26 protein-coding genes are annotated in these 26,387 nt (G+C 58.8%); 14 read left to right on the top strand and 12 right to left on the bottom strand.

All coding sequences use genetic code 11. The features are described from left to right. The first annotated feature begins 165 nt into the window (after positions 1-165). Complete coding sequence (locus J4E42_RS22595) at positions 166-330, top strand: metallothionein (protein ID WP_207286212.1); 165 nt, start codon at positions 166-168, stop codon at positions 328-330. 105 nt (positions 331-435) lie between these two features. On the opposite strand, the gene J4E42_RS22590 is transcribed toward J4E42_RS22595, so the two are convergent. After that, positions 436-663, bottom strand: coding sequence for a DUF6555 family protein (locus tag J4E42_RS22590; protein WP_008035177.1), 228 nt, complete (start codon positions 661-663; stop codon positions 436-438). Between the two features lie 146 nt (positions 664-809). On the opposite strand from J4E42_RS22590, the gene J4E42_RS22585 reads away from it, so the two are divergent. From J4E42_RS22585 to J4E42_RS22575, 3 genes are all read left to right on the top strand, one after another. Next, a complete protein-coding gene (locus J4E42_RS22585; protein WP_032832904.1) occupies positions 810-1,580 on the top strand; it encodes a helix-turn-helix domain-containing protein in 771 nt (256 codons plus the stop codon). 183 nt (positions 1,581-1,763) lie between these two features. Then, positions 1,764-1,937, top strand: a complete 174-nt coding sequence (locus J4E42_RS22580; RefSeq protein ID WP_008035179.1) for a DUF1427 family protein — start codon at positions 1,764-1,766, stop codon at positions 1,935-1,937. A gap of 31 nt (positions 1,938-1,968) precedes the next feature. Further along, on the top strand, positions 1,969-2,925 hold the full coding sequence (locus tag J4E42_RS22575) for a zinc-binding alcohol dehydrogenase family protein (protein WP_207286211.1): 957 nt from the start codon (positions 1,969-1,971) through the stop codon (positions 2,923-2,925). Between the two features lie 106 nt (positions 2,926-3,031). Here J4E42_RS22575 and J4E42_RS22570 read toward each other — a convergent pair whose 3' ends face one another. Next, a complete protein-coding gene (locus J4E42_RS22570; protein ID WP_008045195.1) occupies positions 3,032-3,706 on the bottom strand; it encodes a hypothetical protein in 675 nt (224 codons plus the stop codon). 367 nt (positions 3,707-4,073) lie between these two features. On the opposite strand from J4E42_RS22570, the gene J4E42_RS22565 reads away from it, so the two are divergent. The 3 genes from J4E42_RS22565 (at position 4,074) to hemB (ending at position 6,856) form a co-directional block, all read left to right on the top strand. Next, the gene (locus J4E42_RS22565; protein ID WP_207286210.1) at positions 4,074-4,772 is read left to right on the top strand and encodes a glutathione binding-like protein; all 699 of its coding nucleotides are present in this window, start codon (positions 4,074-4,076) and stop codon (positions 4,770-4,772) included. A gap of 33 nt (positions 4,773-4,805) precedes the next feature. Further along, positions 4,806-5,648 (top strand): PhzF family phenazine biosynthesis protein, encoded by an 843-nt coding sequence (locus tag J4E42_RS22560; protein WP_207286209.1) that lies wholly within the window; start codon positions 4,806-4,808, stop codon positions 5,646-5,648. Positions 5,649-5,881: 233 nt separating this feature from the next. Further along, entirely contained in the window at positions 5,882-6,856 is a 975-nt protein-coding gene (hemB, locus tag J4E42_RS22555; RefSeq protein ID WP_008035185.1) for a porphobilinogen synthase, read from the top strand. A 120-nt stretch (positions 6,857-6,976) separates the two neighbouring features. Here hemB and J4E42_RS22550 read toward each other — a convergent pair whose 3' ends face one another. Then, a complete protein-coding gene (locus tag J4E42_RS22550; protein ID WP_207286208.1) occupies positions 6,977-8,509 on the bottom strand; it encodes an FAD-dependent oxidoreductase in 1,533 nt (510 codons plus the stop codon). Between the two features lie 279 nt (positions 8,510-8,788). Between J4E42_RS22550 and J4E42_RS22545 the strand changes: the two genes are divergently transcribed. Continuing rightward, positions 8,789-9,883, top strand: coding sequence for a DUF1615 domain-containing protein (locus J4E42_RS22545; RefSeq protein ID WP_207286207.1), 1,095 nt, complete (start codon positions 8,789-8,791; stop codon positions 9,881-9,883). 78 nt (positions 9,884-9,961) lie between these two features. Here J4E42_RS22545 and J4E42_RS22540 read toward each other — a convergent pair whose 3' ends face one another. After that, complete coding sequence (locus J4E42_RS22540) at positions 9,962-10,402, bottom strand: phage infection protein (RefSeq protein WP_145316151.1); 441 nt, start codon at positions 10,400-10,402, stop codon at positions 9,962-9,964. Positions 10,403-10,579: 177 nt separating this feature from the next. Further along, a complete protein-coding gene (locus J4E42_RS22535; RefSeq protein ID WP_207286206.1) occupies positions 10,580-11,374 on the bottom strand; it encodes a DUF4349 domain-containing protein in 795 nt (264 codons plus the stop codon). Between the two features lie 146 nt (positions 11,375-11,520). Here J4E42_RS22535 and J4E42_RS22530 point away from each other — a divergent pair, with 146 nt between their 5' ends. Continuing rightward, entirely contained in the window at positions 11,521-12,144 is a 624-nt protein-coding gene (locus tag J4E42_RS22530; RefSeq protein WP_207286205.1) for a glutathione S-transferase, read from the top strand. 113 nt (positions 12,145-12,257) lie between these two features. On the opposite strand, the gene J4E42_RS22525 is transcribed toward J4E42_RS22530, so the two are convergent. Next, the gene (locus tag J4E42_RS22525; RefSeq protein ID WP_207286204.1) at positions 12,258-12,698 is read right to left on the bottom strand and encodes a CBS domain-containing protein; all 441 of its coding nucleotides are present in this window, start codon (positions 12,696-12,698) and stop codon (positions 12,258-12,260) included. 324 nt (positions 12,699-13,022) lie between these two features. Here J4E42_RS22525 and J4E42_RS22520 point away from each other — a divergent pair, with 324 nt between their 5' ends. Next, complete coding sequence (locus J4E42_RS22520) at positions 13,023-15,383, top strand: DNA polymerase II (protein WP_207286229.1); 2,361 nt, start codon at positions 13,023-13,025, stop codon at positions 15,381-15,383. On the opposite strand, the gene J4E42_RS22515 is transcribed toward J4E42_RS22520, so the two are convergent. The 3 genes from J4E42_RS22515 to J4E42_RS22505 all read right to left on the bottom strand — a co-directional run bounded on the left by J4E42_RS22515 (position 15,348) and on the right by J4E42_RS22505 (position 18,317). Then, positions 15,348-15,818 (bottom strand): DUF1810 domain-containing protein, encoded by a 471-nt coding sequence (locus J4E42_RS22515; protein WP_207286203.1) that lies wholly within the window; start codon positions 15,816-15,818, stop codon positions 15,348-15,350. The genes J4E42_RS22520 and J4E42_RS22515 overlap by 36 nt on opposite strands. Before the next feature lie 29 nt (positions 15,819-15,847). After that, positions 15,848-16,669, bottom strand: coding sequence for an aldo/keto reductase (locus J4E42_RS22510; RefSeq protein ID WP_207286202.1), 822 nt, complete (start codon positions 16,667-16,669; stop codon positions 15,848-15,850). A gap of 499 nt (positions 16,670-17,168) precedes the next feature. Continuing rightward, positions 17,169-18,317, bottom strand: a complete 1,149-nt coding sequence (locus tag J4E42_RS22505; RefSeq protein ID WP_207286201.1) for an aldose epimerase family protein — start codon at positions 18,315-18,317, stop codon at positions 17,169-17,171. 248 nt (positions 18,318-18,565) lie between these two features. Between J4E42_RS22505 and J4E42_RS22500 the strand changes: the two genes are divergently transcribed. Next, positions 18,566-19,315, top strand: a complete 750-nt coding sequence (locus J4E42_RS22500) for a hypothetical protein (RefSeq protein WP_008044104.1) — start codon at positions 18,566-18,568, stop codon at positions 19,313-19,315. Positions 19,316-19,518: 203 nt separating this feature from the next. Then, a complete protein-coding gene (locus J4E42_RS22495; RefSeq protein WP_008033636.1) occupies positions 19,519-20,304 on the top strand; it encodes a sulfite exporter TauE/SafE family protein in 786 nt (261 codons plus the stop codon). 25 nt (positions 20,305-20,329) lie between these two features. Here J4E42_RS22495 and J4E42_RS22490 read toward each other — a convergent pair whose 3' ends face one another. The 3 genes from J4E42_RS22490 to J4E42_RS22480 all read right to left on the bottom strand — a co-directional run bounded on the left by J4E42_RS22490 (position 20,330) and on the right by J4E42_RS22480 (position 25,214). Continuing rightward, positions 20,330-23,167, bottom strand: a complete 2,838-nt coding sequence (locus J4E42_RS22490; protein WP_259331707.1) for an EAL domain-containing protein — start codon at positions 23,165-23,167, stop codon at positions 20,330-20,332. Positions 23,168-23,795: 628 nt separating this feature from the next. After that, complete coding sequence (locus J4E42_RS22485; protein WP_008033645.1) at positions 23,796-24,146, bottom strand: hypothetical protein; 351 nt, start codon at positions 24,144-24,146, stop codon at positions 23,796-23,798. A gap of 180 nt (positions 24,147-24,326) precedes the next feature. Beyond that, complete coding sequence (locus J4E42_RS22480; protein ID WP_207286199.1) at positions 24,327-25,214, bottom strand: AraC family transcriptional regulator; 888 nt, start codon at positions 25,212-25,214, stop codon at positions 24,327-24,329. 152 nt (positions 25,215-25,366) lie between these two features. On the opposite strand from J4E42_RS22480, the gene J4E42_RS22475 reads away from it, so the two are divergent. Continuing rightward, a complete protein-coding gene (locus J4E42_RS22475; protein ID WP_207286198.1) occupies positions 25,367-26,086 on the top strand; it encodes a cysteine hydrolase in 720 nt (239 codons plus the stop codon). A 57-nt stretch (positions 26,087-26,143) separates the two neighbouring features. Further along, the gene (locus J4E42_RS29770; RefSeq protein WP_207286197.1) at positions 26,144-26,377 is read left to right on the top strand and encodes a DUF2798 domain-containing protein; all 234 of its coding nucleotides are present in this window, start codon (positions 26,144-26,146) and stop codon (positions 26,375-26,377) included. Positions 26,378-26,387 lie beyond the last annotated feature (10 nt).

Here is a 26,387-nt window from a genome sequence, read left to right as displayed (position 1 = left end):
GGCTTGCCCGCGAAGCAGATGCCGCGATCTAAACAGTTACATCGCGTTATCGTTCTTCGCGGGCAAGCCTCGCTCCTACAGGTTTGGGCTGCGTCGTCTGTGGCAACTTCTACACTGGTGAGACGGGTTGTAGCCCCGACGACCACCACCTCAGGAGTCAGACTCATGATCGATAGCGAAAGCAAATGCGACTGCAAGAATTGCAACTGCAAACTGGGCCAGCATCCGATCGCACGTCACGGCAAGCACTACTGCTGCGAAGCCTGCGCCAAACACCATGAACACGGTGAAGAATGCGTGCACAAAGACTGCAAGTGCGCCCAACACTGACTGTAGGAGCGAGCCTGCTCGCGATGGACTCACGAGCGACGCGTTTGAGCAGAAGATGCGCGTCATCGTTAACGTCCATCGCGAGCAGGCTCGCTCCTACAGTGGTTAGCTTGCTGGCCGCCAAGTGACATTTTCCACGCCGAATTTTTCCGCCATCGGCTTGCTGGTCTTTTGCACTTTCTCCCTTCCAAAGCGCGGGATCCGGCCCACGCCGGCGTCGCAACTCGCCCAATGCCAAGCCTGCGCATTGTCCATTTTGTCCAGGCGAATGATGAAAGACTTTGGGACGCCATGAAGGGTGTATTCAATGACGAAAAGTTTTGCGTTATTCATAAAGCCCGTATTCCTCCCTGTAGTAATAGAAGGATCGTCGGCGGTACGGAAAATTCATTCGGATTGTCAGACGGCTGCAGCCAGTGGCGACAAGGCCTGCGGCTGGTTACCATGGATTTTCTGAAAATCCCCGATGAATGCTGACCATGGCCCTTGCCGCGCCCCCCGACCTGAGTGACACCGATGTGCCCGTGCAACCGCTGGCGCGCACCTATCCGCGCGGGCTGTTCATCGAGCCCCACGAGCATGTCTGGGGCCAGTTGTTGTATGCGATGAGCGGGGTGATGTGGGTCGAAACGCCGCATGAGGCGCTGGTGGTGCCGCCGCAACGGGCGGTGTGGTTGCCGCCGGGCGTGCCTCACGGCATTCGCGTGGTCTCGGACCTGCAGATGCGCAACATCTACCTGCGTCCGGCATTGGCGGCGACGCTGGACGACACGGTCCAGGTGATCGAAGTGGGCGGGTTGCTGCGTGAACTCATCGTCGGGCTGGTGGAGCAGGGCGACGACGGCGCGCCGGAGTATTACGAAGCGCTGGTCGGGCTGGCACTGCTGGAACTGCGGCGAGCCAGGCGTTCGCTGCTGAAAATCCCGTTGCCGGATGATTCCGACCGGCGCCTGATGAACCTGTGTCAGGCCGTCATGGCCGCGCCATCGCTGGACGTTTCCTTCGAACAACACGCGCAAAACGCCGGGGCCAGCGTGCGCACCCTGGCGCGGCTGTTCAAGGACGGTCTGGGCATGGGCTTCGCCGAGTGGCGGCGACAAGTGCAACTGGCGACTGCAGTCGCGGAGCTGATCCAGGGGGCGCCGGTCAGTGCGATTGCCCGGGAGCTGGGCTACTCGCCGAGCAGCTTCAGCGACATGTTCCGTCGGGAACTGGGTGTCGCGCCCTCGCAGTTCTGCACGAACCTGTAGGAGCCAGCTTGCTGGCGATAGCATCCTCAAATTTTGCATCGCCCTCACGTCAGCTATCGCCAGCAAGCTAGCTCCTACAAGTTACTGCGGGTGGTTTGGCCGGAATTCAGAAGCACTTGGCCGATGCTCGCGGATGCCGGCCTTTAGACTTTGGGCATCCCTCAATTGCCCACGGAGTCTGCCATGAGCTACCTCATCTCGTTGGTCATCGGTCTGGGCGTCGGTTTGCTTTACGGCGCGCTGGATTTTCGTTCCCCCGCACCACCGGCCATCGCGCTGGTGGGCCTGCTGGGCATGCTCGCCGGTGAAAAATTGTGGCCCATGGGGCGGCAACTGGTCACTGGCTGGATCTCCTGAATTCCCTTTCCCCTGTTGGATGGACACTCCCATGAAAGCATTGCAGTTCGACAAAACCGGCGACCTTTCGGCCCTGCGCTATGTCGAGGTTCCGACCCCCGTGCCCGGCGCCGATGAAGTGCTGGTGCAAATCAAGGCCGCCGGCCTCAATCCCAGCGATGTGAAGAATGTGCTGGGGCGTTTTCCCTACACCACGTTGCCGCGCATTCCCGGGCGTGATTTTGCGGGTGTAGTCGTCGAAGGCCCGCACGCGCTGATCGGTCAGGAAGTGTGGGGCACCGGCCGTGAGCTGGGCTTTTTCGCCGACGGTTCCCATGCGCAATTCGTCAAGCTGCCGGCCAACGGCGTGGCGCGCAAACCGACGCACCTGAGTTTTGCCCAGGCCGCCAGCCTCGGCGTGCCTTACACCACGGCGTGGGATGCGCTGGAGCGCAGCCTGGTGAACGCACAAACGCGGTTATTGGTGATCGGTGGCGGGGCGGTCGGCAGTGCTGCGCTGGCGCTGGCCAAGGTGCGTGGCGCCCAGGTGCTGGCGGCGGCGCGTCGGCCGGAGCAGGTCAAGGACTTGCAGGCCCAGGGGTATCAGACGTTGCAGCTGGATAAACCCGAGGACTTGGGCGCGCAGGTGAATGCGGTCTACACCGGCGGCGCCGACGTGATTTTTGACACCACCGGGTTCTGGCTACCGGCCTCCGTCCCCGCGCTGGCCGCGTTCGGTCGCATAGCGATCATCGCCGCGCCGGTGGATGGCCAGGTGCAATTGCCGGCCCTGGCGCTGTATCGCAAGGGCGGTTCGGTGGTGGGGATCAACTCGTTGCTGTACGGCGTGCAAGCGTGCGCGGCGATGCTCGATCAGTTCGGCCGGTTCTTCGACCAGGACCTGTTGCCGTTGCCGCAAGGGTTGTTCGAATCGCCACTGGCCGAAGGGCTGGAACGTTATGCCGAAGTGAATCAGGGTAGTGGCGACAAAGTCATCCTGCTGCCATAACCCCCAACCTTGTAGGAGCCAGCTTGCTGGCGATGAACGATAACGCGGTGCTCCCGAAACACCGCGGCGTCTGCATCGCCAGCAAGCTGGCTCCTACAGGTCGCCCTTATGTCGGGCAGGTTTCCCGGCCGTTATCCAGGCCTTGCTTGTAGCTGTGGCTCTGCAGACTGGCCTTGCCGTTGTGCCAGGTCAGGGTGAGTACATACAGCGAGTCGTAGTCGCTGGACTCCCAGTCATCGGTGATGTTCTGTTTCTTGCCGACCGCTTCGCCGGCGACCTTGTTGATCAGCTCGGGCAGATAGCCGTGGGACCACGCGGTGTAGATCACCGAGTTGTGGTACTTGTCGTGCAGCAGTTCGTCGGCCAGGTCACTGGTGTCATTGGCCGAGAAGTTGATGTTCACCGGCAAGCCGAGCTTGATGGCGCTGGGGCTGATGGTCATCAGGGGGCGAATGTAGCTGTAGGAATTATCCAGCTCGCCTTCCTCGACATTGCGCGTCGGGTTGGCTGCAAACACGTAGTTGGCCTTGCCGAATTTTTCCGGGAGCAGGGTGGCCAGGTCGATGGCGCGGTTCAGGCCCTGGCAATTGAGCTGGCCGAGGCCGCCGGCGGGTTTTTCCGCGTGGCGCAGGAAGACCAGCGTCTGGGTGCCGTCAGCCGGCTGGGCGCGGCTTTCACGGACTTCCAGCGACAGGAACAGCGCACTGATTGCCAGCAGGGAGGGCAGCACAATATAAGCGCGATGTTTGAAGCGTTGGACCAATTTCATAAGGTTCATCATGGAATAAGGGTTCTTCAGCGCATTCGGTTAAGGCTGACAAACCTTTACACCACGCGCTCCCAGCGTCGGGTGTTTTCCATGTCGATGATCCGGTCCGTTTCCGAAAGGGCAACACTCAGAGTCCACTGAGGCCCGTTTGGTTCGATTCCGGCGGCATGCGCAGCAATGTACCGATAACCATGAACGGGTTGGAGCAGAGGTTATCGACAGGATGTTGCGGATTTATGGACACAGTACACGGGGCGGTCGCAGGAGAAGACTGCAATCCATTGATCTTGGTAATCATCAATATCGATACGCCGTACGTCGCAGCCTGCGGCCACTCACACTATGATCGTGCCTCTCAATCTCTTCGTGGATCCATGCGATGACCGATCTGTCTGCTTTCCCTATCACTCAAAAATGGCCAGCCCAATACCCTGAGTGGATTCAGCTGTACTCGTTGCCGACCCCCAACGGCGTCAAGGTGTCGATCATGCTCGAAGAGATCGGCCTGCCCTACGAGCCGCATCGCGTGGGCTTCGACACCAGCGACCAGCTGTCGCCCGAGTTTCTGTCGCTGAACCCCAACAACAAGATCCCGGCGATCCTCGACCCCCACGGGCCGGACGACCTGCCGCTGCCGTTGTTCGAGTCCGGGGCGATTCTGATTTACCTCGCCGACAAGAGCGGGCAGTTGCTGGCCCAGGAATCGGCTGCGCGTTACGAGACGATCCAGTGGTTGATGTTTCAGATGGGTGGTATCGGGCCGATGTTCGGCCAGCTCGGTTTTTTTAACAAATTCGCCGGCAAGGACTACGAAGACAAACGCCCTCGGGATCGTTATGTCGAGGAAAGTAAACGTTTGTTAAAAGTCCTTGATGGACGTTTGCAGGGGCGTGACTGGATCATGGGCGAGCGCTACACCATCGCCGACATCGCGACATTCCCGTGGGTGCGCAACCTGATCGGCTTCTATGAGGCGGGCGATCTGGTGGGCATCAAGGATTTCCCGAACGTGACGCGGGTGCTGGAGCGCTTCCTGGCGCGGCCGGCGGTGATGCGCGGGCTGGAAATTCCCAAGTAAGACCTTTCGAATCCACCAAGACCAAGGCAGGCCATGCACGCATTCGATTTCAAGCAAGTAGATGTCTTCAGCCGCGTTGCGCTCAAGGGCAATCCGTTGGCCGTGGTGTTCGGCGCCGATGAGCTCAGCGATGAGCGCATGGCGGCGTTCGCCACCTGGACCAATCTCAGTGAAACCACGTTCATCCTCGCGCCGCAGGACCCTCGGGCCGATTACCGGGTGCGGATTTTCACTACCCTGAACGAATTGCCATTCGCCGGTCACCCGACCCTCGGCACCTGCCATGCCTGGCTCGAAGCCGGTGGCGTGCCCAAGGGCGAGGAGATCATTCAGGAATGCGGCGTGGGCCTGGTGCGGGTGCGCCGGCAAGGCGCGGAACTGGCCTTTCTCGCACCGCCACTGCTCAAGACCGGGCCGGTGCAGGCGGAGCTGGTGGAGCGGGTACGACGCGGGCTCCGATTGGAACCGGGCGCCATCGTGCGGGCGCAGTGGGTCGATAACGGCGCGGGTTGGCTGGCGGTGATGGTCGAGGATCGCCAGCAGGTGCTGGATCTTCAGCCGGACCATTCGCAGATGCTTGGCCTCGCGGTCGGCGTGATTGCGCCGTGGCATCCAGAGCGTGACGGCGATGACGCACAGTTCGAAGTGCGGGCGTTCATTTCCGGCGACGGCATGCCGGAAGATCCCGCCACCGGCAGCCTGAATGCCGGCATCGCCCAATGGCTGCTCAGCGAAGGGCTGGCGCCGGCGTCTTATGTGGTGAGTCAGGGCTTGACCATGGGACGGGCCGGGCGCATTCAGGTCGATCAGGTGGGCGATGAGATCTGGATTGGTGGTTCCGTGGTGACCTGTATCTCCGGAACCCTGACGCTGTAAACCTGTGGGAGCGAGCCTGCTCGCGATGGAGTGTCAGTCACCATCAATGTAGCTGATACACCATCGCCGGCAAGCCGGTCTCGCTCCCACAGGGTTTTATGGTGGATGTGGTGATTGTTGCTGCAGCGGTAACGGTTTTTACTCCGCTGAGGTTTGTGCCCGGCGGCGAACTGGGCATAAGCTTTCGCCCCCTTACGACTTTCGTCTCGTCCCCCGATTTTTCAGGAAAACCCATGTCCAGCCAGTTCCCCGAAGCACGTCCACGCCGTCTGCGCCGCAATGCGAGCCTGCGCAGCCTGTTCCAGGAAACCGAATTCAGCTTGAACGATCTGGTACTGCCGATTTTCGTCGAGGAAGAAATCGACGACTTCGTGCCGATCAAAAGCATGCCCGGTGTGATGCGGATTCCGGAATCGAAACTGGCCGGCGAGATCGAGCGCTATGCCCGTGCGGGGATCAAGTCGGTGATGACCTTCGGCGTGTCCCATCATCTGGACAGCAGCGGCAGCGACACCTGGAGCGACAATGGCCTGGTCTCGCGCATGGCGCGCATCGCCAAGGACGCGGTGCCGGAGATGATCGTGATGTCCGACACCTGCTTCTGCGAATACACCGACCACGGTCACTGCGGCGTGTTGCACAACCACGAGGTCGATAACGACCAGACCCTGATCAACCTCGGCAAACAAGCCGTCGCGGCAGCCCGTGCCGGTGCCGATGTGATCGCGCCGTCGGCGGCCATGGACGGGCAGGTCCAGGCGATTCGCCGGGCGCTGGATGACGCCGGTTTCACCCAGACCGCGATCATGGCCTATTCGACAAAATTCGCCTCGGCGCTCTACGGCCCGTTCCGCGAAGCCGGCGGCAGCGCACTCAAGGGCGACCGCAAAAGCTATCAAATGAACCCGATGAACCGCCGCGAAGCGGTGCGTGAATCGCTGATGGACGAGCAGGAAGGTGCCGACGCGCTGATGGTCAAGCCGGCCGGCGCGTACCTGGACATCATCCGCGACATTCGCGAGGTTTCGCGCCTGCCGCTGTCGGCGTATCAGGTGAGCGGCGAGTACGCGATGATCAAGTTCGGCGCACAGGCCGGGGCCATCGATGAGGACCGTGTGGTGCGCGAGAGTCTCGGCGCGATCAAACGGGCGGGGGCGGATTTGATCTTCACCTACTTCGCGATGGACCTGGCCCTGGCCGGAATTTAAAAAAACACACAAAATCTGTAGGAGCCAGCTTGCTGGCGAAGCGGTGGGCCAGTCACCCGAGACGCTGGAGGGGCCGGCCTCATCGCGAACAAGCTTGCTCCTACAGGATTTGCGGCGCGCTCAGGCCCCAAAATACGGCCGTATCCCGCGATCCCGGAAGTACCGTTCGATCACCTTCGGATCCGAGCACGACTCGGCCACCGCCACGTAGGTATCCGGCCGCAACAAATAAAACCCGTTGCGCCCAAGACCTGATGTTTCAAATGCCGGTCGCCAGTCAAACACATGCAACGGCAAGTGATGTTCATTGCACCAGGCAATCATTTCGTCGCTGGTGTCGCCGTACACATGCACCTGCCAGTTCGGGCACTTCAGCGGCCCGAAGTTATCCCCTTCACCATCATGTGCCCACGGCAAGCGGTCACCTCCGTGAACGTGCCCGGCGACGCCGGTGCTCAATGGCATTCCACGATAATTGAGGGTGATCTGCGACACCGTACGAAACAGGAATTCCCGGGAGGCCTCGAACGAAGCCATTTTCGGCAGCAGGAACGGCGCCAGACGGGTACGCAACAAATCCGCCATGCGTCCTTCGGCGGTGACAAAACTGAAAACCCGGTCGGTGGTGGCGACCAGTTTGCGGGCAAAGGCGATGCGCTCGGTTTCATACGTGTCGAGCAGATGCGGGGCAGCACCGCCGCTCAACACGGCCGCGAGTTTCCAGGCGAGGTTGATGGCATCGCCGATGCCGGTGTTCATGCCCTGGCCGCCCGCCGGGCTGTGGACATGGGCCGCGTCGCCCAATAGAAAGGCGCGACCGCTGCGAAAGTGATCGGCCACCCGATGATGCACACGGTAGGTCGAGAACCAGTTCACCTGCTCGATCAGTACTTTCAAGTGTTCGATGGCGCGGGTGCTGACGTCTTCGAATCGCAGGGTTTCCACGTGCTCGGCGCGTTCGTCGCGAACGGTGCCGATCAATCGCGCGCGACCTTCGCCGGCGAGGGGAAACACCGCGAGAAAGTCCGCTTCATCGAGGTCCAGGTGCAGCTCGCCATTGAGCGCCGGCCCGCTGGCCTGCACGTCGGCCACGTAGAAAATCTGCTGGTAGGTGCCGCCGGGAAATCCGGTATCGAGGGTTTTGCGCACGCGCGAGCGGGCACCGTCGCAACCGGCGAGGTAACAGGCTTGACAGGTTTCCTCTTGACCATCGGGCAGGCGCAGCCGCGCGGTGATGCCATCGCCGGTTTCTTCGAAACTCTCCAGCTCGGTGTTGCGCTCGACCCGTATGCCAAAGGTTTCCAGGCGTTCAATCAGCAATTGTTCATGCTCGTCCTGGGGGAAAATTTCCAGGAACGCGTAGGGCGTCAGGCCCTCGCCAATCCGGCCCAACGGCAAGCGCGCCACGGGTTCGCCCTTGACCCAGAAGTTGGCCGCCGCCACGCGATGCCCTTTGTGTATCACGGCTTCGTTGAGGTCGAGCTGGCGATACAGTTCCAGTGTGCGCGCCTGTACGGCCAACGCCCGTGAAGTGGTGCCGGGGGCCGAGGTCTTGTCGATAATCCGCACGCGGATCCCCAGCTTGCTCAGCCACAGCGCGAGCACCAGACCGGTGGGACCGGCGCCGATGATCAATACGTCGCTACGGTTCATGCGCCTGTTCTCCCCTGGCGTCTTGGCTCAAGTATGGTCCAGCCGAAGAGGGCCGTCAGACAGCCCGCCCAACGGAAGAAGACCCTGTAGGAGCCAGCTTGCTGGCGATGAACGATAACGCGGTCGTCCTGATGCACCTCTGTGCTCCCATCGCCAGCAAGCCGGCTCCCACCGTTCAGTGTGTCTGTGCAGGGAACAGTGTGTCGCCGGCACAGTCATAGCCTGCGCCATGCGATTGATCGTATGGTTAACCCGGTTCAACGGATCTGATGGAGCGCCATGCAAGCCAATCGATTGATCACGAGCGTCGCGGCGCTGTTGGTGCTGGCCGGTTGCGGGACTCAGCGCACCCAGGAAGCCCCGGCCCGCATACCCAAGGAGGTCAAGGCCGAGATCGTGCGCCTGCTGCCGGCGAAAACCGTTGATCGCCAAGGCTGGGCCACGGACATCTACGCGGCGTTTGCTGCGCAGAACATTTATCCCTCGACACAAAATCTGTGTTCCGTGCTGGCAGTCACCGAGCAGGAGTCGACCTTTCAGTCGGACCCGCCGGTGCCGGGCCTGGGCAAGATCGCCCGAGAGGAAATCGACCGCCGTGCCGCCAAAGCCCACATCCCCGGCCTGCTGGTGAGTGGTGCGCTGCAAATACGTTCCAGCACCGGCAAAAGCTACAGCGACCGATTGAATGCTGCGCGAAGTGAAAAGGAATTGAGCGCGATCTTCGATGATTTCATCGGCAGGGTGCCCATGGGCCGCACGCTGTTCGGTGGTTTCAATCCGGTGCACACCGGTGGGCCGATGCAGGTCAGCATCGACTTCGCCGAGCAACAGGCGCGGGGTTATCCGTACCCGGTGGACGGCTCGATTCGGCATGAAGTGTTCAGCCGTCGCGGCGGTATGTATTTCGGCATCGCCCACTTGCTCGGTTATCCGGTGAGCTACAAGCAGCCGCTGTACCGCTTCGCCGATTTCAACGCCGGTTGGTACGCCAGTCGAAACGCCGCGTTTCAGAACGCGGTGAGCCGTGCTTCGGGGATTCCTCTGGCGCTGGACGGTGATCTGGTGCGCTACGACTCGATCATGCCCGGCACTACGGAACTGGCCGTGCGCACCCTCGGCAAGCAACTGGGCATGCGCAATCCGACGATTCGGGATCAACTGGAGAAGGGCAAAAGCCTCGAGTTCGAGGACAGCACGTTGTATCAGCGGGTTTTCGAATTGGCCGAGAAGGCCGAAGGCCGTTCATTGCCGCGAGCGGTATTGCCGGGGATTGCGTTGCAGAGCCCGAAAATCACCCGAAAACTCACCACGGCTTGGTTTGCCAAGCGGGTCGACGAGCGTTATCAGCGCTGCATGGCGCTGGCGGGGAAGTGACCGGTCTCAAAAAATGCATAAAAAAACCCGGCGGGTAAGGCCGGGTTTTTTGTCGAGTGTTGCTGCAAAACCATTCATTCATACAGCGCGGCTTTCGATCAGACGGTCGGAACCACCTTCGGCAACGCGGTTTTCGATCAGACGGTCAGAGCCACCTTCGGCGACGCGGTTTTCGATCAGACGGTCGGAACCACCTTCGGCGACGCGGTTTTCGATCAGACGGTCGGAACCACCTTCGGCGACGCGGTTTTCGATCAGGCGATCGGAGCCACCTTCGGCGACGCGGTTTTCGATCAGACGATCCGAACCACCTTCGGCAACGCGGTTTTCGATCAGACGATCCGAACCACCTTCGGCCACACGATTTTCAATCAAACGATCCGAACCACCCTCAGCCACACGGCTTTCAATCAACCGATCCGAGCCGCCTTCAGCGACAACCGGGTGAGCGGACGAAGCGGCAAAAGCGTTAACTGCAAAAACCGAGAAAGCGATGCTGAGGAAGAGTTGGCGTTTCATGGTGGTGTGCTCCGGGGTGTAGTTGTTTGGTATGGAGCTGATGGTACGCCGCACAATTTTTATGAGAACTTCATTGACGTGATGGTGAACATCGACGGCAGTGATGGAACAGCTGAATCCCCGTGCGTAGGCGTGATGGTTCAGTTGTCGGCAGGCGGAGCGCGGTTGACGCCCGGCTCAGGTCCGACGCCGAACGAACTTGCGCCACAACCAGACCCACAGCATGAACAGCGGGAACGCGAGGATCAGGAAGGGCAGGGCGTAACTGGTTTTTTCCAGTGCATCGGCGGCGCCTTCGGCCAGGTTGTCGAGCAAGTTGCTGAACGCCTGGCTCAAGTGCGACGAGCGACTGCTGGCGCCGGTCGGCAGGAACGATAAGGTGACCCGATTGGTGTCCAGACGCCGCTGGTGCCCGGCGGCAATCTGCGCCAGGGCTTGCAGATCGTTTTCGATCCCGGCCTGCTCTTTGCTCAGGGTGATCAGATCGGTGACGCTGATGTCTTTGCGGGTCGCCAGTTCATCCAGGCGTTGCTGCTGAGCCTTGAGTCGTTCCTGGCGTCGGCGGGTGTCGTCCACGGCATCGGCGAGGTCTTCGGCGCTGGTGATCCGCTGACCCAGTTCGCCACCCTCGGCGGCCATCGCCACCAACGGCTCGACGCCGGCAGGGGCAATGCGCAGGGTGATGTCGGCGCGGCCGGCGCCTTGCTCGATGCGCAAGACGTTGCAGGCGCCGAAGCGTGCGGTTTCGCACGCCTCACGTGTGGCCTGCAAGCGCGGGGCGATTTCCGCCTGGGGTAGCAACAGCTGCAATTCGTGTTCATAGGCGAGCATGGCCCCGCCACGCCCTTGTTCACCGGCTAGACTGGCCGATGACGAGTGGTCGCTTGGCGAGCAGGCACTTAGCGCCAGGCAGGCCAGAATGAAACCGACGGTACGAAAAAGTGCGGCGCGTTGGCCATCCTGTTGGCGCATGTTCTTTCCTTGAAGTGTGCTGCGGGGGTATTGGAAGAGTGCCCCGGGGTCGCGCATCTTACCTGCATCGATCCGCCAGATGGCAGGGAACGTGACCTTTGCCCGCTCGTCTACCGACTACCTGTTCGTCTCGCCAGGAGCGCGATATGTATCAGCTATACGGACACCAGAACTCCGGCGCCGCCGCCATCGAAGCTGCGTTGGAGCTGTGCGAGATTCCTTACCGCTTCATCGACGTCGAGTTATCCACCGAGGCGGCCCACGCGTTGGAGAAGATCAACCCGCTGAAGCAGATTCCGACCCTGCAACTGCCTGACGGCAGCGTTCTCACCGAAAGTGCGGCGATCTTGATTCATCTCGGGTTGACGTTTCCCAAGTCGAAACTGCTGCCGAAAGATGCCGCCGAGCGCGATCAGGCGATCCGGGGGCTGGTGTACATCGTCACCAATTGTTATGCGGCGATCGGCATCATCGATTACCCCGAGCGCTGGTTGCTCGTGGCGGACAAACCCTCGCGTGACAACCTCATGGCCGGCGCTCGCGAGCGGTTGCACTGGAGTTGGGAGGTGTTTGCCGATCAGTTCTCGGGCGAGTTGTACCTGGGCGATGAGACGCCCGGTGCGCTGGATGTATTGGCGGCGGTGATCTCGCGGTGGGCGGGCACCCGGGAGCATTTGCGCAGTGCCCGGCCCGGTTTTTCCGCCTGGCTTGAGCGAATCGACCGGCATCCGACGTTGGCACCGGTCTTTGCGCGGCATTGGCCCGTTTGAATATCACTGATCCCTGTAGGAGCCGGCTTGCCGGCGATGGCGGTGGGTCAGGCGACACATTTATCGTCTGATAGGACGCTATCGCCGGCAAGCCGGCTCCTACAGGGCTCGCATTACTCGCCGCGAATGTACTGCTCCAGCTGGTGGATCAGTTCTGCCTGCTCCGCAATCGCTTCCTTGACCAGGTCGCCGATCGACAGCAAGCCGATCAACTTGCCGTTCTCCACCACCGGCAGGTGGCGCAGGCGCCTGTCGGACATGATGCCCAGGCACGTATCGACGGTTTGATGGGTGTCTACGGTGATGACTGGCGACACCATGATGTCGCGCACCGGCGTGCCCACGGAAGAGCGGCCATGCAGCACCAGTTTGCGTGCGTAATCACGTTCACTGATGATGCCCAGCACTTCGTCATTCTCTACCACCAGCAAGGCACCGACGTTCTTCTCGGCCATCTTCATCAGTGCTTCGAGCACCATGTGATCGGGTTTGATCTGGTGCACTTCCTGATTTTTCTGATCTTTCAACTTGAGCAGTTGGGCGACGGTTTTCATGGTGGCTTCTCGGGTGTTGTCGTTGTTCTTGAAGAATCGTAGACCCGAGCGCCGAGGGCAAGGCAGAAAACGGCAGATAACGCGCAAAAAACGCCATTCAGCCGTTTTTCTTCGATAAACCTCACATTTTCGAACACACCACCGACCTTGTAGGAGCCGGCTTGCCGGCGATAGCGGTGGGTCAGGCGACCTATTTATCGTTTGAACGGGCGCTATCGCCGGCAAGCCAGCTCCTACAAGGCTTCATTACAATCCAGGCGTTCGCTGTTATCCCCCGCAATGCCGCGTAGAATTGCGCTCTGAATCAGAGGTGAGGTTGCAGTGGTGGATTTACAGCGGGGCTTCGTCCTGACCCGGCATTGGCGCGATACCCCGGCCGGTACGGAAGTCGAGTTCTGGCTGGCGACCGACACCGGTCCCCAGCGTATTCGCCTGCCGCATCAACCGTCGGTGGCGTTCATCCCCGCCGAGCAGCGCGAACAAGCTGAACAGGTGCTGCACGGCGAAAAAAACGTCGAGCTCAAACCCCTGGCCCTGCTGGATTTCGAGCATCGCCCGGTGCTCGGCCTGTATTGCCAGCAACACGGTCAACTGATGCGCCTGGAAACCGCGCTGCGCAAGGCTGGCGTCGAGATGTTCGAGGCCGACGTACGCCCCCCGGAACGCTACATGATGGAGCGCTTCATCACCGCGCCGGTGATCTTCGGTGGCACACCCGATGCCGAAGGCCTGCTGCTCGACGCGCAGATGAAACCCGATCCCGACTATCGACCGACGCTCAGGCTGGTGTCTCTGGACATCGAAACCACCGCTCAGGGCGATCTGTATTCCATCGCGCTGGAAGGCTGCGGCGAGCGTCAGGTGTACATGCTCGGCCCGCCCAACGGCGACGACAGCAAGGTCGACTTCCAACTCGAGTATTGCGAGTCGCGAACCCTGCTGCTGAAAAAGCTCAACGAATGGTTCGCCCGGCACGACCCTGACGCGATCATTGGCTGGAACGTCGTGCAGTTCGATTTGCGCGTGCTTCACGAACACGCCCGGCGCCTGGCGGTGCCGCTGAAACTGGGGCGCGGCGGCGAGGAAATGCAGTGGCGCGAGCACGGCAGCCGCAACCATTACTTCGCCTCGGCCGCCGGGCGATTGATCATCGACGGCATCGAATCCCTGCGTTCGGCGACCTGGAGTTTTCCATCGTTCAGCCTGGAAAACGTCGCGCAAACCCTGCTCGGCGAAGGCAAGGCGATCAGCACGCCGTACCAGCGCATGGACGAAATCAACCGCATGTTCGCCGAGGACAAACCGGCCCTCGCCACTTACAACCTCAAGGACTGCGAACTGGTCACGCGGATTTTCGCCAAGACCCAATTGCTCACTTTCCTGCTGGAGCGGGCAAGCGTGACCGGTTTGCCGGCGGATCGCAGTGGCGGTTCGGTGGCGGCCTTCACGCACCTGTACATGCCGCTGATGCACCGCCAGGGTTTCGTTGCGCCCAACCTCGGCAGCAAACCTGCACAGGCCAGCCCCGGCGGATTTGTCATGGACTCGCAGCCGGGCCTGTACGAATCGGTGCTGGTGCTCGACTACAAAAGCCTCTATCCATCGATCATCCGCACCTTCCTCATCGACCCGGTGGGCCTGATCGAAGGGCTCAAGCATCCCGAGGACCGCGAGTCCGTGCCCGGTTTTCGCGGGGCGCGTTTTTCCAGAACCCGGCATTGCCTGCCGGCCATTGTCGCCCGGGTCGCCGAGGGCCGCGAAACCGCCAAGCGCGAACACAACGCGCCGTTGTCCCAGGCGCTGAAGATCATCATGAACGCCTTCTACGGCGTGCTCGGTTCCAGCGGTTGCCGTTTCTTCGATACGCGTCTGGCCTCGTCGATCACGTTGCGCGGGCACGAAATCATGCTGCGTACCCGCCAGTTGATCGAAGCCCAGGGGCACACAGTGATCTATGGCGATACCGACTCGACGTTTGTCTGGCTGCGCCGCGCCCACGGTCAGCAGGAAGCGGCGCAGATCGGCCACGCGCTGGTGGATCACGTCAACCAGTGGTGGCGCGTGCATGTGCAAGAGGAGTACGGGCTGCAGAGCGCATTGGAGTTACAGTTCGAAACCCACTACAAGCGCTTTCTGATGCCGACCATTCGCGGTGCGGAGGAGGGCAGCAAGAAGCGTTATGCCGGGCTGGTCACGCGTGACGACGGCACTGACGAGATGGTCTACAAGGGGCTGGAAACCGTGCGCACCGACTGGTCGCTGCTGGCCCGGCAATTCCAGCAAGAGCTGTACACACGGATCTTCCATCGCCAGCCCTATCAGGACTATGTCCGCGAGTACGTGCGCAAGACCCTGGCGGGCGAGTTCGATGATCGCCTGATCTACCGCAAGCGCTTGCGCCGGACCCTGGATGACTATGAGCGCAACGTGCCGCCACATGTCCGCGCGGCGCGGATCGCCGACGACTACAACGATCAGCAGGGCCGTCCGCGGCAATATCAGAACGGCGGCTGGATCAGCTACGTGATCACCGTCGCCGGGCCCGAGCCGCTGGAGATCCGTAGCGCGCCGATCGATTACGACCATTACGTCACCCGGCAGCTGCAACCGGTGGCGGATGCGATTCTGCCGTTCGTGGATGACGATTTCTCAACCCTGATTGGGGGGCAGTTGGGCCTGTTTTGAGTCCAGCAGCGATAACGTCCAGTCATCCGGAATCCCATGGAAGTGCCGCATCAGCGCTTGCTGGAACAGGCTGTCATCCGGGGCGAACTGCGCGAACAGGGTCATCGACGAGCGGAACTTCAGATTGTCCGGATGGCCGAAAATTTCGATGATGGAGCGTTCCGGAATATCCAGCACCAACTGCGTGCAGGTGCGCAGCCGTGGGCCCAGCAGCGCATGCTTGAGGTACGCCGAAGCCTCCTCTCCCGAGTGAATGGCATATCGTTGCGACATTTCGCTGCCGCCCAGGCCGATGAATTGCGGAAAGATGAACCACATCCAGTGACTGCGCTTGCGGCCTGCGCCGAGTTCGTTTTGCACGCGCTCGAACACCGGGTCCTGCGCCTGGATGAAGCGTTGCAGATTAAAGGCGTCGAGCTGATCGGTGCTTCTCATGAGAAGCCCTCTGACAGAACCGCGATGGCTCAGACCATGGCCAATCGCTGTTTGCGTTGTGGCGCGTGAAACGCGTGGTCCAGCGCCTCCAGATCCCCGGCTACAAGCTTCAATTGCGCGGCATGCGCATTCAGTTGCACATGCTCAGGTCGGACCGCCTTGGGGATGGCAATGACTCCATCCTGCCGCAGAATCCATGCCAAGGCTACCTGGGCCGGTGTCGCCGCGTGACGGGTGGCCACCTGCTTGAGTGTCGGGTGAGCGAGCAAGCTCCCGCCCTGGCCGATGGGACAGTACGCCATCAATGGCTGACGATGCTGTTGGCTCCACGGCAGTAAATCAAATTCTATTCCACGCTCCTCAAGGTTGTAGAGCACTTGATTGGTGGCGCAGGCCGGGGAGGCCAGTTCTTGCAGGTCATCCACGTCGAAATTGGACACGCCCCAACGGCCGATCTTGCCGGCCTCGCGCAGGCGTTCGAATGCCTCAACGGTTTCTTCAAGGGGGTACTGGCCGCGCCAGTGCAGCAGGTACAAATCAATGTAATCGGTGTTCAACCGCCGCAGGCTGCGTTCGCAGGCCTCGGGGATGCCCTTGCGGCTGGCGTTGTGCGGATACACCTTGCTGACCAGAAACACCTTGTCGCGCAGGCCGGCAATGGCTTCGCCGACGACTTTCTCGGCGCCCCCTTCACCGTACATTTCTGCGGTGTCGATCAAGGTCATGCCCAACTCGATGCCCAGGCGCAACGCGGCGACTTCCTCGCGGTGTCGAGCGCGATCTTCACCCATGCGCCAGGTGCCCTGGCCGATAACCGGTACGTTGATGCCGGCCAGTTCGAGAGTCCGCATGCAAAGCTCCTTGATGTCATTCGGTCGATACTTCGGTTGGCAGCAGAATAGCCCATGGGTTCCCCGGGCTGTAGGTGTCAACGATAACGCGGGCTGTCTGAATGAACGCGTCGCCCAGACGTTTTTCGCCGGCAAGCCGGCTCCTACAGGGATCGCGTGCGCTTTTGATTTCCACCACTCATCAGGCCGAGCGTTAGCTCGCCTTCCGCTTTTGATCCGAGCGCCCCCTCGAGAGGCCGAGCGCAGGTTCTGCGCAGTGGGCAACCCGGCATGGATGCCGGGTTAGCCGCCCCCGGCCAGGGATGGCCGATGGCGGCGGGCCCACGGAGCAGGACCGGAGCGAGGGTATGCCGAGCCTAGGCGAGGCACCGAACGACAGGGGCAAGAGCCCTTGGTTACTTGGGGCTCTTCCAAGTAACTCGCCGTAAGGGCGAAACCACGATCAGCCATCACCGAAACAATGGATATTCACCCAAGCGCCGATGCCCCCCCCAACGTCTTACCGAGCAGAAAACTTCAACACAGTACTCTGGGTATACGTCTTGCCCGGATCCAGTCGCGTAGACGGGAAGTTCGGCTGATTGGGCGCGTCCGGGTAATGCTGGGTTTCCAGAGTGAACGCGCTCCAGTGTGCGTAAGTCTTGCCGGCCTTGCCCTTGACCGAGCCATCAAGGAAGTTGCTGGTATAGAACTGCACGCCAGGCTCAGTGGTATAGAGCTGCAAACGACGCCCGGACTGCGGGTCGCTGACATCGGCAGCCAGTTTGCCGAGGTCCCCCTTGGCATCCAGCACCCAGTTGAAGTCGAAGCCACCCTGTTTCGGCTCGGCGAATTTCAGCTGCGGATGATCCGCTTTGATGTGTTTGCCAATGGCGGTGGGTTGGGTGAAGTCCATCGGCGTACCGGTCACCGGAGCCAGCTCGCCGGTAGGAATCAACTTACCGTTGACCGGCGTGTAGTGACTGGCGTGCAAGGTTGCGACCTGTTGCAACACGTCGCCGTTACCCGCGCCGGCCAGGTTGAAGTAGCTGTGATTGGTCAGGTTCAGCACCGTCGGTTTGTCGGTGGAGGCCTTGTACTCAATGCGCAGCTCGTTGTTTTCGTTGAGGCTGTAGGTGACCTCGGTTGTCAGGTTGCCAGGAAAACCCATTTCGCCGTCCGCCGACAAGTATGTCAGCGTGACGCCCACTGAATCCTTGTCCTTCGCCGGTTTGGCTTTCCAGACATGTTTGTCAAAACCCTGCGGGCCACCGTGCAGTGAATTCGAGCCGTCATTTTGCGGCACCTGAAAGCGCTTGCCATCGATTTCGAACGCACCGTTGGCCAGGCGATTACCGAAGCGCCCGATGGTCGCGCCGAAGTAGGCCTTGCCGCTCTGATAGCCCTGCACGTTGTCGAAGCCGAGCACCACGTCTTCGAGCTTGCCGTTTTTGTCCGGCACGGCAAGCGACTGCAGCGTCGCTCCGTAGGTGATCACGGTGGCCTGCATGCCGTGGCTGTTACGCAACACGTATTGTTCGACGGCTGTGCCGTCATTGGTTTTGCCGAAGGCTTTATGTTCGCTGGACAGACCATTGGCCTGTGCGGTGAGGGTGGCGATCATCAGGGACAGCCCAAGGGCGTAGTGCGGGTATCTGGAGTGAAGCATGGGTTACCTTCCTTTTTATTGTTTTTTAAAAGTAGTCATACTAAATGTCGATTATTAATTCGACAGGGAAGGATTTATAGCTGAATCGTGCGACGTTGCAATTAAAAAGTATGACTAATGAGTTGTCCCCTTCACTTTGTTGGGAAAGGGCGGACTGCAGGTTCTGCACTTTTTCGCAATCCACGGCTCTACCCTTGGTCAGCCTGCGGCGATCCCCTCCGCCGGCCCATACCCAAGTTCAAGCACCCATGGCCCGAGTTTTACCCCTCACCGCTGTGCACATCCGCCGCCATTGCCTGCTGCTCGCCGTGCTGTCGATGCTCTTCACGACCGGTTGCAGTCAGCAGCAGGGCCGGGACATCGTCAGCCAGTTTCGTGAAGGCAGGCCCCAGGAATTCCTCCAGACCAGCGTCGACCGCATGGCCACCCTGGCGATGCGTGACAACCTCGACAGCCTCTACTTGCTGATGGGCAAGCTCTACCTGCGCAACCCGCAGGAGCTGAAGAAGTCCGGATTCCTCGACGCCCGCACCGCCGGCAAACAGGTGCGCCTGGCCATCGAACAGCAACAACCGCTGCCGACGCTGGGGGGCAAGAAGGATCTGGCGGCGCTGAATTACGCCATGAGCCCGGAGTTCCTCGGCGACCGGGTCGGCGCTTTCATCTACGCCATCGGCAGCATGCTGGTCACCGCTCACGGCAATCGGCTGGAGTTTTACATGACCGATGCGATCAACCCGGTCTTCGTCAGCAACGCTGCGCGCAACATCGAGAAAGCCACCTGGATCCTCAGCCAGCGGCAAAACAAAAACGGCGAGCCCTTGCTGTTTTCCAACGAGATCTCGGAGGAGGGCAGCAACCTGAGTTTTGCCGTGGAGTTCGGCAAGATCGTCGCGCGCCTGGACCTGTTGACCCAGATGCTGGACGAGCGCTACCGGCGGATTGGCCTGAACTACGCACAGAGCCTGTTGTTCCTCAATTTCCTCCCCGTCCAGTAAACCCCGACTTGTAGGAGCCGGCTTGCCGGCGATTGCGGTGTGTCAGTCAAATCAATGTTGCAGAAATTCCGCTATCGCCGGCAAGCCGGCTCCTACAAGGAATGCACGACAGGAATAACGATAGACCGCATCGATATAAGTAGTTATAAGAAAAATCGCTATGCTGCGGGCCAGTTTTTTCATGCGTTTTTGTGGGCGTGTTAATGGATTTCGTTAACTTCGGTTTGGTTGTGGCAGGTTTGGTGGTGGGGTTCATTGTCGGCATGACCGGCGTGGGCGGCGGCTCGCTGATGACGCCGATCCTGCTTTGGTTCGGCATCAATCCGGCGACAGCGGTGGGTACGGACCTGCTGTACGCCGCGATTACCAAATCCAGTGGTGTGCTGGTACATCGCAAGAACAAGAACATTGACTGGGCCATTACCGGTTGGCTGACGCTCGGCAGTGTGCCGGCCGTCGCGCTGACGTTGTGGTTCCTGAGCAGTTTGCAAACGTCCCCCGACGCGATGAACGCCATCATCAAACAGGCGCTGGGCTTTGTCCTGTTTGCCACGGCACTGGCGATTTTCTTCAAGAAACGCCTGCTCGACTTCGCCCACAAACGCGCCGGCGGCACCTACAACCCAAGCGGCAAACGCTTGAATGGGCTGACGGTGATCACCGGCCTGATCCTCGGCACCATGGTCGCCCTGACCTCCATCGGCGCGGGCGCCCTGGGCACCGTGGCGCTGTTTATCCTGTATCCGCTGTTGCCTACCCGCCGCCTCGTCGGCACGGAAATCGCCCACGCCGTACCGCTGACCCTGGTCGCCGGTCTCGGCCATGCGAGCATGGGCAACATGGATTGGCATGTGCTGGGCTACTTGCTGGTCGGTTCGCTGCCGGGGATTTACCTGGGCAGCCACCTGACCGGCCGCATCTCGGATGAGGTGTTGCGCCCGTGCCTGGCGACGATGCTGGTGCTGATCGGCTACAAACTGGCGTTCTAGGTTCTGTACGACTTCCCTTGAAATCTCACGGCAGGCTCTTGGGAGCCGAGATTCGGTAGCGTTCGCTATCATCGCTGGAAAGGAATCTCTCGCGGATCCATTGAGCCAAATCCTGAGGGGCCAAAGGGCGCGAGAAACAATAACCTTGCGCTATCTGGTATCCCTGGCCTCGAAGGATTTCAAGTTGCGCATCGGTTTCAACACCTTCGGCGACAATGTTCAATTGCAAGCTCTTGCAGATCCCGGCAATCGACTGTGCCAGCGTCCGGGCACTTTCGCTTTTTTCGATATCGTCGATAAAACTCTTGTCCAGCTTGATGGTGTCCACGGGCAGTCGCAGCAGGTAGCTCAGGCTGGAGTAACCGGTGCCAAAATCGTCAATGGATAAGCTGACGCCTAATTGACGGACCTCGGTAATGACCGATATGACATTGTCGGTGGCGTCCAGTATGAAGTCTTCCGTGACCTCCAGCGTCAAGCAGGAGGGTAGGAGCCCATGCTTTGTCAGCAGAGACTGGATGAGATCAATAATGGCTCTGTCGCGAAAGGCGACGGGGAAGATGTTTACCGACATGCGAGGCACGGCAAGTCCCGAGTCGCGCCATTGAGCCATCTGCCGGCAGGCTTCGGTGAGTACCCATTGATTGAGCTTGGGCATCAATCCTGCCTCGCGCACCAAAGGGATGAATCGATTTGGAGGGATGTTTCCAAGCTCCGGATGAATCCAGCGGGCAAGTGCCTCGACACCAAAAAGTTGGTTGTCGTCGAGCGCTATCTGGGGCTGGTAATGCAGCGTCAGCTGATTGGACTCCAGGGCATTCTCGAGGGCCAGGCTCAGTGTCAGTTCGTCATTGGTTGAATCGTTGATCACCTGGTCGAACACTTCAATTGCCTGGCGGCCTGCGGACTTGGCTTTGTACATCGCCTGATCGGCATGCAAAAGCAATGAGTGAATGTCGTTACCGTGGTCTGGATAAATACCAATACCAATGCTGGCCGAGGGCGCAATTTTTACATCGGCCAACATCATGGGTTCCGATAGTTTGCTGATTATTCTTTCTGAAAAGGCAATCGCCTGTTCAGCGCTGGAGGGGGACAGAATAATGACGAATTCATCTCCTGAAAGCCGGCTGACAAAGTCATTGCCCCTCACAGAACCCTGAAGCCTCCTGGCTATTTCAGACAGAAGCAAATCCCCGGCGGCATGCCCAAGTGAGTCATTGATTTGCTTGAACTTATTAATGTCGATGAACAACACGGCCATTGATGATTGCGAGCGCTGAGCATTGGCAATCATTGAGTTTGCTTTCATCATCAACAGTCGCCGATTGGGCAACATCGTCAGGCTGTCATAATAGGCCAGTCGTTCAATATCGTTGATAAAGCTGTCCCTCTCGAGGGCGAGTGCGCACAGCTTCAGGCTGGTTTCAAGCAGCCTGTGATGTTGGACCGCAGGGAGGTGATTTTCACGGTAGTAAAGGGTAAATGTGCCTAAGCAACGTCCGTTGTTGGAGCGAATGGTGTTAACCCAGCCGGCCGTGAAACCGAACGATTGCGAGAGTTTGTGATCGATGCAATCGCCCTGGTCCGATGCAGGGTCAGTGAAGTTCAGCATCATGCTTTCTTTCACGTCCATTTTTTTCAGGATGGACCTTTCGGCAAGGCTTTCCAGTGACTGAATCAACCCGGCCGGCAGGTTGAATTCCGCCACCAGTGGAAGGCAGCCCTGCTCATCAAATTGTCTTATTGAAACGCCGATTTCAGGAGCGATACGACCTATCTCCAGACAAATCAACTTCATGATGTCGGGAAGTGGCTCTTCGCGGGCCATGGCACTGAGGACCTTGAACTGCAACTCGTCATTCATCTTGGCCTCGGTGATGTCAGTCACAATAGCCACGACGTCCTGCTGAACACCCTGTGGGTCGAGCACCGGATTGGCGACCACGCGTACCCATAATGGATTCTTTGATTTGTTGTAGACCAGTAATTCAGTGGTATGGCTTTGTCCTTTCTGGATACTGTTTCTGAAAGAAAGGACTGCTTCCTGATCCGTATGGCGGCCATAAAATACCTCGTCCGGTTTTTTCCCCACCAGGTCTGATATTTCATAACCCAGCATGCGCACAAAACCCTCATTTACATAGGTAATTATGCTGTTCGGATTAGTGACGATAATTGCACTGTCAGTTCGATTGACGGCAATTTTCAGAAGTCGACTCTTCTCAACTTTCTTTATGATGTACAGCAGGAAGAATGTTGTTGCTAATACCATTAGAAGTATCATTGCGGCGGCGGCGATGTATATTTTAAATCGATCACCCATGGACTGAAGTGAAGTCTGACTGATGCTGTTTCCGTATTTTATGAAGTTTTTTTGTTCCAGAAGGAGTTGCTCTTGAATGTCCTGTACCGGCTGAGCGAGTGCCCATTGGACGTCGCCAGCGCCCGTGTACTTGACCAATTGATTGAGCACCTCCACATAACGTGAATACACGTCTTTTAAAGCCTGGACTCGGATGTGATTTTCTTCATCAACCTTTGTGTGTGTGAGGAAGCGGTCAAACGATTTATTCGCCAGTGTCAGTTCCGCGCGGGCGTGTTGCACCATTTCATGCGGAATTTTATTAAACAGTACGATGCGGGTGTTGGCTCGCGACAGGGAGAGGCGTGCCTCCATCAAGTGTTGAACAGTTTCTGCCACTGCGTCGACTTGATCGACAGCGACACTTGATAGGGTTCCAATGCTCGATTGGTTGCTGCTCACTAACCATAAGCTGAGGACTAAAGTTGCACACTGGAATACCAGCGCAGTCGTCAGGATCGTCCTCAAACCATAAGGCAGTGCAAGCTTGCGAAGCAAATAATCCTCCTCTGTCTCGGACAGATAGGGAAACGTTAGTAAAGGGAGCATCCAGGCAGAAAGTGCCTGGCTGGCAGTTCATGAGTGTACGAAAGGAATTCAGTGTTCGGAGCTGTACCGGATGATGTCAGGAAAAGTCGCAACAAGGTGTCGCCGGGCTTTTCTTTTCAAGGGAGAGAGAGCCGCTTTTCCGAGGTTGCTGGCCAGGGGCCATTAAGGCGGGGAATTTTATAAGAAAGTAGTGTTGAATTGAAATGCTTAAAACGTGACGACGAGGATAATTTTTGCTGTCTTTGTTGGCCGAATGGTCAGGAAAGTAAATAAAAGTGCTTGTGTGTTAGATGCTTATCCATATTTGTCTGACAGCCGGCTATGAAGTTGCTGTTTTTTTGCATTGCCTTGGATGAAGCGACTTTTGCGGCAGATACCTATCGTTAGATCGATGAATATTCATTGCGATGATTATCATCAAGAGGCTGTTTACGGTGTTCCGCAGCCTTTAAGGATAAAGCGCGGTGTAAGAAAAAAGGGCAGACGAGATGCGGCTCATCCACCCTCGAAAACGAGAAAAAAAAGAGGAACCGACCCATGGCCGGATCCCAAAAAGAAGTTCGTGGTGATGGCTGGATCAACTGTCCTGACGCACCAGGCGCGGGCCTTTGCGCGTCACTTGTTGACCTGGTTCGAAGCGGGCATTGGGCGAGCGAACAGTGCTGATTTCGCCCTGGGCGTCCTTCACTTCATAAGCGGTTTCCGTGAGACCGGCCGCTTCCTGAACAGCGCTGCCGGCAAAGAATCCGACGCCGGCACCGATCAGCGCTCCAATCGGGCCACCCACAGCGCCGACCATCAATCCGGTCACGGCACCGGCGCCCTTGCCAGCGGTGGTATCAGGCACCTCACGGACGACCTGATCGGCCATGCACACAGGTGAGAGCAACAGGCAAAGCGTAAAACTGAGGGGGATGGAACGAGACATGATGATTTCCTGCTTTGGAGGCATTTCCAAAACTATTTCATGAATCGTGCCAGTTTATTTGTTGTTATATATCAACAAGATATGATTGTGTGTTGTCATATATACAACGGCTGGAAAGAGTCAATATGACGCGCAGAGTAGTCATAAAGACTGCGCTTGGGTTCGGCGATCCTTGCTCTGTTACGCCTGTGAAGCCAGAAAATCTTGTGCGGGCTGCACGTGTGCGGTCACCAAGGGTGCTTCTGCACTGGCATCGCGTTTCAGCCACTCGGCTGGAGGACAACCAATGACGTTCAGAAAGCTTTTCGAAAAAGACGCCTGCGAGCTGTAACCGACCGACTCGGCGATCACCTTGATCTGAACACCATCACGAAGCATGTCCTGAGCCACCTTCATCCTCCATGCGGTGACGTACCCCATAGGCGACTGCCCCATTATCTGGGTGAAGCAGGCGGAAAATTTCGACCTGGACATGTTTGCCAGGCTCGCCAGTTTCTCGACGGTCCAAAGCTCATCCGGCACTGAATGGATGCTGTTGAATACCGCGCCGAGGCGCCCATCCTGCAGGGCATAGAGCAATCCACTGGATATCAGTCCGTCTGCAACGGCGCGTCGCACGATCAGGACAAATATGTATTCCAACAGCAGATTCAGCGCTTTGGTCCTTCCAGCCTCCTGATCCCGAAACTCGGCGAGTAACGCGCCAATAACCGGGCCGAGATTCTCCAGTTCTCTGAATGGGAAGATCAGGGTTTCTTTGAGCCCGAGAGGGAAGGGGTGTTGTGTGTTTCGCCCAAATTGAAATGAGGCGCAAATCAGTTCTGCCCCCTCGATCGTATTGGAGCGCAGTTGATACCGGCAACTGCTCGGACAGAACAGCACGCTGGGCTCGGCAATGGAGATCTTTGGTAACCCAGGCTGAACCATGTCGATACCGCCCTGGCTGATGACATGGATGAACGCCATACCTGGCGGCTTATCGAGGACAAGAGTGCCATCGACCCGGCCAGAGAAGAAAAGCCTGCCCTGAAGGTTCGTGCGTTCGAAGAATTCGGACAGGATATCCATGATAGCGACGACCAGATAAAGACTCTGTACGTGCTGACAAAGTCGGATCAGAAGGTGGGGATAGGATGAAGTTCTCGCCGATGGTAAGCAACGGCCCGCAGGGGCGCCATGGCATAGAGCAACTTTATTACCCACGATCGGAGTCTATTGGCATGAGCAACGACACAACACGCCACGCACATTACGCAGATCCAGCCAGCCCTGCGCTGCCAAATCCAGGTATGAAAATTGACCTTTCCCGCACTGCGCTGGTCGTCATCGACCCCCAAATCGACTTCCTCAGCCCTGAGGGTGTGAGTTGGGATGTGTTTGGCAAGAGTATCGTCGAGCACGATGTGGTCAATCACCTCGGTCAGTTGTTCGCTGCCGCCAAAGGTGCGGGCATCACGGTCGCTGTCTCCCCGCACTACTACTATCCGTGCGACCACGAGTGGAAATTCGGCGGGCCGCTGGAAAAGGTCATGCACTCCATCTGCATGTTCGATCGCAAGGGCCCGCTGACCCTCGACGGTTTCGAGAACTCCGGTGCGGACTTCATGCCCGAGTTCAAACCGTACATTCTCGACGGTAAAACCATCATCGCTTCGCCACACAAGGTCTACGGCCCGGAAACCAATGACTTGGCGCTGCAACTGCGCAAGCACGGTGTATCGCAAATTATTCTGGCGGGTATGGCGGCCAACCTTTGCGTCGAGTCGCACCTGCGTGAATTGCTGGAGCAAGGTTTCGAGGTGGCCGTGGTGCGTGACGCTACCGCCGGCCCGACCACCCCGGAAGGGGACGGTTACCTGGCCGCGCTGATCAACTTCCGTTACATCGCCAACGCTCTGTTGACGACTGCGCAGACTGTTGAATTGCTCCAAGCCAAGTAAGGTCCATGCAAGCCGGCTGCTCGCAACTTGCGACGCAGCCGTCTGGGAGTACCGGAAATGCCCAAGCTCCATCGGCGATTTCGCCAGCGAATTTCTGCGGTGATCCAGTCCGCAATCACCTGCGCTATTGCTACGGCCATAGCCAGTCCTTCAAGCCTTTCGGCTAGTCAGTTACTGTCGTATGGGTTAAAAGCCTGGCTGGTTGCCTGGATGACCATTGTGCCATTCGTGTTGCTTGCGACACCGCTGATAAGGCGGCTAACGTCCTTTGTGGTGCAAGAAGATCCTTAAGATGCCCGGC

This window comes from Pseudomonas sp. FW300-N2A2, from assembly GCF_017351735.1.
Taxonomy (GTDB): domain Bacteria; phylum Pseudomonadota; class Gammaproteobacteria; order Pseudomonadales; family Pseudomonadaceae; genus Aquipseudomonas; species Aquipseudomonas migulae.
Note: the sequence above shows the minus strand (reverse complement) of the source record. Positions and strands in the feature narration are given on the sequence as shown.